The organism is Promicromonospora sp. NPDC057488 (genome assembly GCF_042802395.1).
Lineage (GTDB): Bacteria > Actinomycetota > Actinomycetes > Actinomycetales > Cellulomonadaceae > Promicromonospora.
In genome coordinates, this window is the sequence record NZ_JBHVEG010000189.1 from 1 (window position 1) to 11715 (window position 11715).

The 11715-nt window shown below is 70.9% G+C and carries 8 protein-coding genes; 6 read left to right on the forward strand and 2 right to left on the reverse strand.

All coding sequences use genetic code 11. The annotated features are described in order from the left end of the window. Positions 1-72 precede the first annotated feature (72 nt). On the reverse strand, positions 73-456 hold the full coding sequence (locus tag ACFU5G_RS25675) for a PaaI family thioesterase (protein ID WP_142042489.1): 384 nt from the start codon (positions 454-456) through the stop codon (positions 73-75). 88 nt (positions 457-544) lie between these two features. Between ACFU5G_RS25675 and polA the strand changes: the two genes are divergently transcribed. Continuing rightward, entirely contained in the window at positions 545-3277 is a 2733-nt protein-coding gene (gene polA / locus ACFU5G_RS25680) for a DNA polymerase I (RefSeq protein ID WP_377251194.1), read from the forward strand. A gap of 145 nt (positions 3278-3422) precedes the next feature. On the opposite strand, the gene ACFU5G_RS25685 is transcribed toward polA, so the two are convergent. Next, positions 3423-4235 (reverse strand): class I SAM-dependent methyltransferase, encoded by an 813-nt coding sequence (locus ACFU5G_RS25685; RefSeq protein WP_377251200.1) that lies wholly within the window; start codon positions 4233-4235, stop codon positions 3423-3425. Positions 4236-4441: 206 nt separating this feature from the next. Here ACFU5G_RS25685 and ACFU5G_RS25690 point away from each other — a divergent pair, with 206 nt between their 5' ends. From ACFU5G_RS25690 to rpsA, 5 genes are all read left to right on the forward strand, one after another. Continuing rightward, positions 4442-6088, forward strand: coding sequence for an ABC transporter substrate-binding protein (locus ACFU5G_RS25690; protein WP_377251196.1), 1647 nt, complete (start codon positions 4442-4444; stop codon positions 6086-6088). A gap of 123 nt (positions 6089-6211) precedes the next feature. Continuing rightward, complete coding sequence (locus ACFU5G_RS25695; protein WP_020014757.1) at positions 6212-7219, forward strand: ABC transporter permease; 1008 nt, start codon at positions 6212-6214, stop codon at positions 7217-7219. Positions 7220-7275: 56 nt separating this feature from the next. Then, on the forward strand, positions 7276-8178 hold the full coding sequence (locus ACFU5G_RS25700; RefSeq protein WP_377251202.1) for an ABC transporter permease: 903 nt from the start codon (positions 7276-7278) through the stop codon (positions 8176-8178). After that, positions 8175-9980, forward strand: a complete 1806-nt coding sequence (locus tag ACFU5G_RS25705; RefSeq protein ID WP_377251198.1) for a dipeptide ABC transporter ATP-binding protein — start codon at positions 8175-8177, stop codon at positions 9978-9980. The genes ACFU5G_RS25700 and ACFU5G_RS25705 overlap by 4 nt, the downstream gene beginning before the upstream one ends. A gap of 217 nt (positions 9981-10197) precedes the next feature. Then, positions 10198-11676 carry a 30S ribosomal protein S1 gene (gene rpsA, locus ACFU5G_RS25710; protein ID WP_182616821.1) on the forward strand — a complete coding sequence of 493 codons (1479 nt, stop codon included), beginning with the start codon at positions 10198-10200 and terminating at the stop codon, positions 11674-11676. Positions 11677-11715 lie beyond the last annotated feature (39 nt).

An 11715-nucleotide genomic window follows, 5' to 3' on the forward strand; every position in this document is an offset into this window, starting at 1 on the left:
CGGCTGAGCCTGCGGCTCCGCTCCGGGCGGGTGCCTCGTTCCTCGGCCCCCACCCTGCGCTCCACCTCCGGCTCAGCCGAGGATCATGCAGGTCAGGCGTGCCGTGCAGACCCGCTTGCCGGCCTCGTCGGTGATCACGATCTCGTAGGACGCCGTCGAGCGGCCCAGGTGGATCGCCGTCGCCGTGCCCGTGACGTAGCCCTCGCGCGCCCCGCGGTGGTGTGTCGCGCTCACCTCGATGCCGACCGTCTTCTTGCCCGGGCCGGCGTGCGCCTGCGCCGCGAGCGAGCCGAGCGTCTCGGCGAGCACCACCGACGCGCCCCCGTGCAGCAGCCCCGCGGGCTGGGTGTTGCCCTTCACCGGGATACGGCCCACGGCCCGGTCCGGTGCGAGCTCCAGCAGCTCCATCTCCATGCGCTCGAAGAGCGTGCCCGCGGTCTCCGCGCCGGCGTACATGGCCTTCCAGTCGATCTCGGCCCCGGAAGCCGCCCCGGAACCAGGGCCGGAGGGCGTCGCGGAAGCGCTCGTGTCAGTCATGCGAGCTATGTTGTCAGGCGTGACCTCCACCGCGCCAAGTCGTACTCCGGGTACGCCGTCCTCCGGCCGCCCCCGTCTCCTGCTGATCGACGGCCATTCCATGGCCTATCGGGCTTTCTACGCGCTGCCCGACACCCTCGCCACCAGCTCAGGACAGATCACCAACGCCGTCTACGGCTTCACGTCGATGCTGACGAACCTGCTCCGCGACGAGCAGCCCACCCACATGGCGGTCGCGTTCGACGCCGGCCGGGTCACGTTCCGCACGGAGCGGTTCCCCGAGTACAAGGGCACGCGCGACGCCACACCGGACGCGTTCAAGGGGCAGGTGCCGCTGATCAAGGAGGTGCTCGACACCCTCCGGATCAACTTCATCGAGCTCGCCGGCATCGAGGCCGACGACATCCTTGCGACCCTGTCCACGCAGGCCAAGGCCGCGGGCATGGAGGTGCTGGTCTGCTCCGGCGACCGCGACACGCTGCAGCTCGTCAACGGCGACGTCACCGTCCTGTACCCCAAGAAGGGCGTCTCCGAGCTGGCCCGGATGGACCCCGAGGCGGTCGAGGCCAAGTACGGCGTGCCGCCCGAGCGCTACCCGGACCTCGCCGCGCTCGTCGGTGAGACCAGCGACAACCTGCCGGGCGTGCCCGGCGTCGGGCCCAAGACCGCGGCCAAGTGGATCACCGCGCACGGCGGCCTCGCCGCCCTGCTCGACGCCGCCGACGAGGTCAAGGGCAAGGCGGGCGAGAGCCTCCGCACCCACATCGACCAGGTGCGGGTCAACCGCGAGCTCAACGCCCTGCTGACCGACGTCGAGCTGCCCCTGGGCGTGGCCGACCTCGCCCTGGAGGGCTTCGACCGCGAGGCCGTGCACCTCGTGTCCGACACCCTGCAGTTCGGCCAGCTTCGCGACCGGCTCCTCGCCGTCGACCCGGCGGGCGTCGCCGACGAGGAGACCCCGGCCGGCGACGCCGTCGAGCTCGACCTGGCCGACGTCGCCCCGGGCGCCCTCGGCGCGTGGCTCGCCGCCCGCACCGGGCGCGTGGGCGTCGAGGTGTCCGGCAAGACCGCGCTCGGCGGGGGCGGCGACGCCTGGGCCGTCGCCGTGGCGCAGCCCGGCGGCGAGGCCGCCTACGTCGACCTCACCCAGCTCGGGCCCGACGACGAGAAGGCGCTCGCGGCCTGGCTCGCCGACGCCGACGCGCCCAAGGTGCTGCACGGGGCCAAGGCGGCCGCGCACATGCTCGCCACGCGCGGCCTGGAGCTCGACGGCGTCGTCTTCGACACGGAGCTGGCCGCCTACCTCTGCTACCCCGACCAGCGCGGCTACGACCTGGGCGACCTCGCGGTGCGGCACCTGGGCCGCGAGCTCAAGGTGGCCGAGCCCGAGGGCGCGCAGGGCGCGCTGGACCTGTCGCTGGAGGGCGACGCCGAGGGCCAGGCCGAGGCCGTGCGCGCGCAGGGCGTCGCCGACCTGGCGACGGCCCTGGAGGGCGAGCTCGCCGACCGCGACGCCACGCACCTGCTGGACGACGTCGAGCTGCCGCTCTCCGGCGTCCTCGCGCGCATGGAGCGCATCGGCATCGCCGCCGACACCGAGTACCTGACCGGCCTGGAGAAGCAGTTCGCCCAGGGGGTGGCCGACGCCGCCGCCGACGCATACGCGGTGATCGACCGCGAGGTGAACCTCGGCAGCCCCAAGCAGCTGCAGGAGGTGCTGTTCGACCAGCTCGGCATGCCCAAGACCAAGAAGATCAAGACCGGGTACACCACGGACGCGGCGAGCCTCCAGGACCTGTTCGTCAAGACGGAGCACCCGTTCCTGGCGCACCTGCTCGCGCACCGCGACGTGTCCCGGCTGCGGGTCACGGTGGAGGGCCTGCTCAAGTCCGTGGCTCCGGACGGCCGCATCCACACGACGTTCCAGCAGACCATCGCGGCCACGGGCCGCCTGAGCTCGACCGACCCGAACCTGCAGAACATCCCGATCCGCACGGAGGCGGGCCGGCAGATCCGCCGGGCGTTCCGCGTGGGCGAGGGCTACGAGTCCCTGCTGACGGCCGACTACAGCCAGATCGAGATGCGGATCATGGCGCACCTGTCGGGCGACGAGGGCCTGATCGCGGCGTTCAACTCGGGGGAGGACCTGCACCGGTACGTGGGTTCGCGCGTGTTCGAGGTCGAGCCCGCCGACGTGACGCCCGAGATGCGCTCCAAGATCAAGGCCATGTCGTACGGCCTGGCCTACGGCCTGAGCGCCTTCGGCCTGTCGCAGCAGCTGAACATCGCCACGGGCGAGGCGCAGACGCTGATGGACGACTACTTCGAGCGGTTCGGCGGCGTGCGCGACTACCTGTCGGGCGTGGTCGAGGAGGCGCGCGCCACGGGCTACACCGCGACGATCCTGGGCCGGCGTCGCTACCTGCCCGACCTCACGAGCGACAACCGGCAGCGCCGGCAGATGGCCGAGCGCATGGCGCTCAACGCCCCCATCCAGGGCAGCGCCGCCGACATCATCAAGCTCGCGATGCTCCGCGTGCAGCAGGCGCTCGACGAGCGCGAGCTCGCGTCCCGTCTGCTGCTCCAGGTGCACGACGAGCTCGTGCTCGAGGTCTCGCCCGGCGAGCGGGAGGCGGCGGAGGAGGTGCTGCGCAGCGAGATGGGCGCGGCCTACGAGCTCACCGTCCCGCTGGACGTCTCGGTGGGCACGGGCGCGACGTGGCACGAGGCCGGCCACTGACCACCTTGACCGCGAAGTAGAACCAGGGCGAAGTAGAACCAGGGCGAGATAGAACCAGAGCGAGATAGAACCGCAGCGGATCTGCCTCGCCACGGTTCTACTTCGCCACGGTTCTACTTCGCCCTGGTTCTATCTCGCCCTGGTTCTACTTCGGGGACTCCGTGACGAAGACCGCCGTGCCCGGGAGGTAGCGCCCCCGCTCCGGGCCCCAGCCGCCCCAGACCTGGTCGTTCCACTCCGGCCACTCCGGTTCCACCAGGTCGGTCAGCCGCAGGCCAGCGGCGACGACGTCGCGCACGTGGTCGCCGACGGTGCGGTGGTACTCCGCGTACACGACCCGGCCGGCGGCGTCGGCCTCGACGTAGGGGCGCCGGTCGAAGTACGACCGGTTGGCCGTCAGGCCGTGCCGGGTCGGGTCGTCGGGGAACGCCCACCGCAGCGGGTGGGTCACGGAGAACACCCAGCGGCCGCCGGGCCGCAGCACGCGGGCCGCCTCGCGGTGCACCCGCACGGCGTCGGGCACGAAGGGCAGCGCGCCGAACGACGTGAAGACGACGTCGAACGAGCGGTCCGCGAAGGGCAGGGCCCGCGCGTCGGCCTGCACCCGCGGCACGACGACGCCGGTCGCGGCGTCCAGGCGCGCCGCCCCCGCCAGCATCCCCGCCGAGAAGTCGGTCGCGACCGCCCGCGCGCCGCGGGACGCGAGCCAGCGCGAGCAGTGCGCGGCCCCGGCGCCGATCTCCAGCACGTCGCGCCCGGCGACGTCGCCCAGCAGGCCGGCCTCCGCCTCGGTCAGGCCCTCGGGGCCCCAGCGGAACCCGGCGTCGCCGAGGAAGTCGCGGTGCTCGTCGAGGTACTCGGCCGCGTTGGCGTCCCACCAGCCGCGGGCGACGCCGGCGTCGTCCGGGAGGTCGCGGTAGCCGAAGGACACGGGCTCGTCGGTGCTCACGGGCCCCATCATCCCCGCTCGGACGGGCTCGCACGCACGGGTGAAGCCCCGGCCAATTACCACATACACAGCGGTAACAAAAGGGTCACGATTGGATTGCAGGTGCCGGAGCGAAATACGGAAGCAACGAAAGGGCTCCTAAGGTCAGCCCCAAAGTCTGCGCTCCGTCGCGTCCGAACCCGGATGCGCTGGAGCGCCCGAGGAAGGAGAGTGCCATGCGTCGACGCGCTACGCGCCTCGCGGGCGGCGTCACCTTGGTGACCGCGGCCGCAGTCGCGCTGAGTGGTTGTGTCGCCAGCGAGCGGGACGCCGAGGGCAGCGGCGAGGGAAGCGGCAAGGACACGTTCGTGTTCGCCGCCTCCGCCGACCCGGGCTCGCTCGACCCCGCGTTCGCCAGTGACGGCGAGTCGTTCCGGGTCGCGCGCCAGATCTTCGAGGGCCTCGTCGGGGTCGAGCCGGGCACGGCCGACCCCGCCCCGCTGCTGGCGGAGAGCTGGGACATCAGCGACGACGGTCTCGAGTACACCTTCCACCTCAAGGAAGGCGTCAAGTTCCACGACGACACCGACTTCGACGCCGAGGCCGTGTGCTTCAACTTCGACCGGTGGGCCAACTGGACGGGCCTGGCCGCGTCCGAGTCGCTGTCCTACTACTACACGCACGTGTTCGGTGGGCAGGGCGAGAACGGCAAGTACGACTCGTGCGCGGCGTCCGACGCCGCGACCGCGGTCGTCAAGCTGAAGAGCCCGCTGCCCGAGCTGGTCCCGGCCCTCTCGCTGCCGTCGTTCTCCATGCAGTCGCCGACGGCGCTCGAGGAGTTCAAGGCGGACGAGGTCGGCGGCGCCGAGGACGCTCCCGAGCTGTCCGAGTACGCCACCGCCCACCCGGTCGGCACCGGCCCGTACGAGTTCGGCGAGTGGAAGGCCGGCGAGTCGGTCACCCTCAAGGCCTTCGACGGCTACTGGGGCGACTTCGGCGACGTCAAGAACATCGTCTTCACGGTGATCGCCGAGGGCACCGCGCGCCGCCAGGCGCTCGAGGCCGGTGACATCGACGGCTACGACCTGGTCGCGCCCGCCGACGTCGACGCGCTCAAGGACGGTGGCTACCAGGTCCTGAACCGCGACCCGTTCAACATCCTGTACCTGGGCATGAACCAGAAGCAGAAGCCGTTCGACGACCCGAAGGTGCGTCAGGCGATCGCCCACGCGATCGACAAGGAGGCGCTGGTCGCCGCCGCGCTGCCCGAGGGCACCGAGGTCGCCACGCAGTTCGTCCCGTCGACCGTGTCGGGCTACAGCGACGACGTCGCCACGTACGAGTTCGACCAGGAGAAGGCCAAGGAGCTCCTCAAGGAGGCGGGCCAGGAGAACCTCGAGCTCGAGTTCAACTACCCGACCGACGTCTCCCGGCCGTACATGCCGGACGCCGCGGCCATCTACGAGGCCATCTCGGCCGATCTCGAGGAGGTCGGCATCACGGTCAAGGCGACGCCGGAGCCGTGGAGCCCCACCTACCTCGACACCATCCAGGGCAGCGACAAGCACGGGCTGCACCTGCTCGGCTGGACGGGTGACTACAACGACACCTACAACTTCATCGGTACCTTCTTCGGCTCGGAGTCGGCCGAGTGGGGCTTCGACGACGAGTCGCTGTTCAAGGCTCTCGGCGACGCCCGCTACGCGCCGGTCGACCAGCAGGAGGCCCAGTACAAGGCCGCGAACGAGGCCGTGATGGAGTTCCTGCCGGGCGTGCCGCTGGCCAGCCCCGTGCCGTCGCTCGCGTTCACCGAGCAGGTCCAGGGCTACCCGGTCTCGCCGGTGCAGGACGAGGTCTACAACGTCATCACGTTCACGGAGTAAGTGACCGGGATGACATACCTAGGGCGCATCACGCCTTAGGGTGAATTGCTCAGGTCGGGGCGCGGCGCCTGCCGCGCCCCGACCGCTGTCCGTGACTTTCGAGGAACCCCACGAGGGATACGTATGCTCCGCCTCATCGTGCAGCGGCTGCTGCTCCTGATACCGCTGCTGCTAGGGCTGTCGGTGCTGTTGTTCGCGTGGGTCCGGGCGCTGCCCGGCGGCCCCGCGACCGCCCTGCTGGGCGAGCGGGCCACACCAGAGGCCGTCGCTCGCATCAACACGCTCTACGGGTTCGACCAGCCCGTCCACGTGCAGTACTTCAAGTACCTCGGCCGCCTGCTGCAGGGAGACTTCGGCGTCTCCACGCGGACCGGCCGCCCGGTGCTCGACGAGTTCCTGACCCGGTTCCCGGCGACGATCGAGCTGACGATCGTGGCCCTGATCATCGCGATCGGCATCGGCATCCCGCTGGGCTACATCGCGGCGCGCCGTGCGGGCTCGTTCATCGACCACTCGTCGGTCGTCGTCTCGCTGATCGGCGTGACGGTGCCGGTGTTCTTCCTCGCGTTCATCCTCAAGTACGTCTTCGCCGTGGAGCTGGGCTGGTTCCCGTCCACGGGCCGGCAGGACCCGACGATGATCGCGACGCACCCGACGAACTTCTACGTGCTGGACGGACTGCTCACCGGTGAGTGGGACGCCGCATGGGACGCGCTGGTGCACCTGATCCTGCCGGGCATCGCGCTCGGCACCATCCCCCTGGCGATCGTGGCGCGCATGACGCGTGCCGCCGTGTCCGAGGTGCAGAACGCCGACTACGTGCGCACCGCCCGGGCCAAGGGCATCCGGGCCTCCCGCCTGCGCGGCGAGCACATCCTGCGCAACTCGATGCTCCCGGTGCTCACGACCATCGGCCTGCAGGTCGGCCTGCTGCTGTCGGGCGCGGTGCTCACCGAGACCGTCTTCGCGTTCAGCGGCATCGGCTCGTTCCTCGCCGAGGCCGTGTTCAACGCCGACTACCCCGTCATGCAGGGCTTCGTCCTGATGATCGCCATCGTGTACGCCCTCGTGAACCTGTTCGTCGACGTGTCGTACGGGCTGATCGACCCCCGGCTGAGGAGGCAGCAGTGAGTGCCAACGAGCTTCCAGTGACCGACGGCGCGGCGGCCGAGCCGCTGCGCAGGTCCATCCACGGTGACGGCCCCGGCGGGGCCGACCACGCGGGCGAGGGCGTCTGGGCGCGTGCCTGGCGCACGCTGCGCAAGAACCCCGTGGCCATCGCCGGCTTCGCCATCGTCGCGATCTTCGTGCTGGTGGCGCTGTTCGCGCCCCTGCTCGCGCCGTACGGGCCCACCGAGCTGCCGGGCCGCGCCGAGGTGCGCCCGACGATGATCCCCGGGCCGTCGGCCGAGTACTCCCTGGGCCTGGACCGCTACGGCGGCGACGTGCTCAGCAAGCTGATCTGGGGCGCGCGCGCCTCGCTGCTCGTCGGCGTGCTGTCCACGCTGTTCGGCCTCGCCGGCGGTATGGCGCTGGGCCTGCTCGCGGGCTGGTTCGGCAAGTGGGTCGACTTCGGCGCGATGCGCCTGGTGGACCTCATGCTGTCCGTGCCGTCGCTGCTCCTGGCCGTGTCGATCGCCGCGATCGCGGGCCAGTCGTCGATGTCGGTGATCGTCGCCATCGGTGTGGTGCAGATCCCGATCTTCGCCCGGCTGCTACGTGGCTCGATGCTCGCGCAGCGCGGGCAGGACTACGTGCTGGCGGCGTCCGCGCTGGGCCTGAGCCGCCGCTCGGTGACGATGAGCCACGTGCTGCCCAACAGCGTCGGCCCCGTCATCGTGCAGGCGACCCTGACGCTGGCCACCGCCGTGATCGAGGCCGCCGCGCTCTCCTTCCTCGGCCTGGGCGGCGGCGAGCCGTCCACCGCGGAGTGGGGGCGCATGCTCACGGCCGCGCAGCAGGAGCTCGCGGTCGCACCGCGCCTGGCGATCCTGCCCGGTATCTGCATCGCCGTGACGGCCCTCGGCTTCACCCTCGTGGGCGAGAGCCTGCGCGAGGCCCTCGACCCCCGGAACAGGACCCGACGATGACCGAGATCGCTGACAACAAGACGCCGGGCGTTCCGGTGGACGCCCCGGTGGACGCTCCGGTCGACTCGCCGGCCGACGCCCCCGTGGACGCCCAGGCGGACGCCCCGGCCGAGGACGTCGTGCTGCGGGTCGAGAACCTGGCCGTCGACTTCCGGACCGAGAACGGCCCCGCGCGCGCCGTCTCGAACGCGAACCTGACCGTCCGGCGCGGCCAGACCGTCGCGATCGTGGGGGAGTCGGGCTCCGGCAAGACCACCCTCGCGATGGCGGTGCTCGGCCTGCTGGCCAGCAACGGTTCCGTGGCCGAGGGGCACATCTGGTTCAAGGACGAGGACCTGGGCCACGTGTCCGCGCAGCGCATGGCGCAGCTGCGCGGCACCGAGCTGGGCCTCGTGCCGCAGGACCCGATGACCAACCTCGACCCGATCATGCGGATCGGGCAGCAGATCGACGAGGGCCTGATCGACAACGGCCTGCGCTCGCGCCGGGACGCGCGCACGCGCACGGTCGAGCTGCTCGACGAGGTCGGCCTGCCCGACGCCGCGCGCCGCGCCGGCCAGTACCCGCACGAGTTCTCGGGCGGCATGCGCCAGCGCGCGCTCATCGCGATGGGCCTCGCCGGCCGGCCGGCCCTGCTGGTCGCCGACGAGCCGACGTCGGCCCTCGACGTCACCGTGCAGCGGGGCATCCTGGACCAGCTCGCGGGGCTCACGCAGGAGCTCGGCACCGCGGTGCTGCTCATCACGCACGACCTCGGTCTCGCGGCCGAGCGGGCCGACATCGTCGTGGTCATGTACCACGGCGAGATCGTGGAGCAGGGCCCGGCCCGCCAGGTCCTGACCACGCCGAAGCACGACTACACCAAGCGCCTCATGGCGGCGGCCCCGTCGCTCGCCTCGCGGCGCATCGAGATCGCGCGCGAGCGCGGTCTCGAGGACGTGCTCGACGACGCCCTCCTGGCCCCGGGCGAGGAGGCGGCCGCCGGCACGGTGGCCGACTCCGACGCGCTCGTCCAGGTCAAGGACGTGAGCAAGGTGTTCACCATCCGTGGCAGCGGCCTGCTGTCCCGCAGCAAGGACTTCACCGCCGTGGACGGCGTGAGCCTCGACATCCCGCGCGGCTCCACCGTGGCCGTGGTGGGGGAGTCGGGCTCGGGCAAGTCCACCCTGGCGCGGATGATCCTCGACATCGAGAAGCCCACGACGGGCACCATCACGTTCGACGGCGGCCTGGTCGGCGCCGGCAAGCACAAGGAGCAGATCGCCTACCGGCGCCGGGTGCAGCCCGTGTTCCAGGACCCGTACTCGTCGCTGGACCCGCTGTACTCGGTGTTCCGGGCGATCGAGGAGCCGCTGCGCGCGCACGACTACGGGGACGCGGCCGCCCGCCGCGCCCGCGTCGAGGAGCTCGCCGAGCAGGTGGCGCTGAGCAGGGGCCAGCTGCAGCGGTTCCCGGCCGAGCTGTCCGGCGGCCAGCGGCAGCGCGTGGCGATCGCCCGCGCGCTGGCGCTGTCGCCCGAGCTGGTGGTGTGCGACGAGGCGGTCTCAGCGCTCGACGTCGTGGTCCAGGCGCAGATCCTGCAGCTGCTCGCCGGCCTGCAGGACGAGCTGGGGCTGACCTACCTGTTCATCACGCACGACCTCGCCGTCGTGCGGCAGATCGCGGACCGCGTGCTGGTGATGCAGCAGGGTCGCGTGGTCGAGGAGGGGACCGTCGACACGGTCTTCGACTCGCCGGCCACCGACTACACGCGGACCCTGCTCGACGCGATCCCGGGCAAGGACCTGGAGCTCGCCCTCTGAGGGCCGGTTCCCGAGCCGGCCGACGGGTCGGGGTGGCCGGGCCGTGCGGCCCGCGCCACCCTGGCTCGCGTTGACCAGCGCGCTGCCGCGCCACTAGGATAACTGGCGGTGCCGTGCGCCTTCCGGCGACCTACCGGCACCTCACGAGCACCGCACAAGCAGAGCTCAACAGACCCTGTCCGTACTACGCCATGTCCGCATCGGAGCATCGAACTCAATGACCATCTCCACCCCTGCGAAGTCCGCACCCCAGGTTGCCGTCAACGACATCGGCACCGAGGAGGACTTCCTTGCTGCCATCGACGCCACCATCAAGTACTTCAACGATGGTGACATCGTCGAAGGCACGATCGTCAAGGTGGACCGTGACGAGGTCCTTCTCGACATCGGCTACAAGACCGAGGGTGTGATCCCGTCCCGGGAGCTCTCGATCAAGCACGACGTCGACCCTGGCGAGGTTGTCGCCGTCGGCGACGCCGTCGAGGCACTTGTTCTCCAGAAGGAGGACAAGGAAGGCCGTCTGATCCTGTCCAAGAAGCGCGCACAGTACGAGCGCGCCTGGGGCACGATCGAGAAGATCAAGGAAGAGGACGGCGTCGTCACCGGCACCGTCATCGAGGTCGTCAAGGGTGGCCTCATCCTCGACATCGGCCTGCGCGGCTTCCTCCCCGCCTCCCTCGTGGAGATGCGTCGCGTCCGCGACCTCCAGCCGTACGTCGGCAAGGAGATCGAGGCCAAGATCATCGAGCTCGACAAGAACCGGAACAACGTCGTGCTGTCGCGCCGTGCCTGGCTCGAGCAGACGCAGTCCGAGGTTCGCTCCACCTTCCTGCAGACCCTGCAGAAGGGCCAGGTGCGCCCCGGTGTCGTTTCCTCGATCGTCAACTTCGGTGCGTTCGTGGACCTCGGCGGCGTCGACGGTCTGGTGCACGTCTCCGAGCTGTCCTGGAAGCACATCGACCACCCGTCCGAGGTCGTCGAGGTGGGCCAGGAGGTCACCGTCGAGGTGCTCGACGTCGACTTCGACCGCGAGCGTGTCTCCCTGTCGCTGAAGGCGACGCAGGAGGACCCGTGGCAGACCTTCGCCCGCACGCACGCCATCGGTCAGGTCGTGCCGGGTAAGGTCACCAAGCTGGTTCCGTTCGGTGCGTTCGTCCGCGTCGAGGACGGCATCGAGGGCCTGGTCCACATCTCGGAGCTGGCCGTGCGCCACGTCGAGCTGCCGGAGCAGGTCGTCACCGTCGGTGCCGAGGTGTTCGTCAAGGTCATCGACATCGACCTGGAGCGTCGCCGCATCTCGCTGTCGCTCAAGCAGGCCAACGAGGGCGTGGACCCGGAGTCCGAGGACTTCGACCCCGCGCTGTACGGCATGGCCGCCGAGTACGACGAGGCCGGGAACTACAAGTACCCGGAGGGCTTCGACCCGGAGACCAACGAGTGGCTCGAGGGCTTCGAGACCCAGCGCGAGTCGTGGGAGGCGGAGTACGCCAAGGCGCACGAGCGCTGGACCGCGCACCGCAAGCAGGTCGCCGAGGCGCTCACCGCGGACACCGAGGCGTCGTCCGAGGCCCCGGCCGCTCCGGCCGGTGGCGGCGGCAGCACCAGCTACTCCTCGGCTCCGGTCGAGGAGGCCGGTGGCACGCTGGCTTCGGACGAGGCGCTCGCCGCGCTTCGCGAGAAGCTCACGGGCAACTGACCTGAGCTGATCCCCGACGGCCCGTCGCCCCTTCGGGGG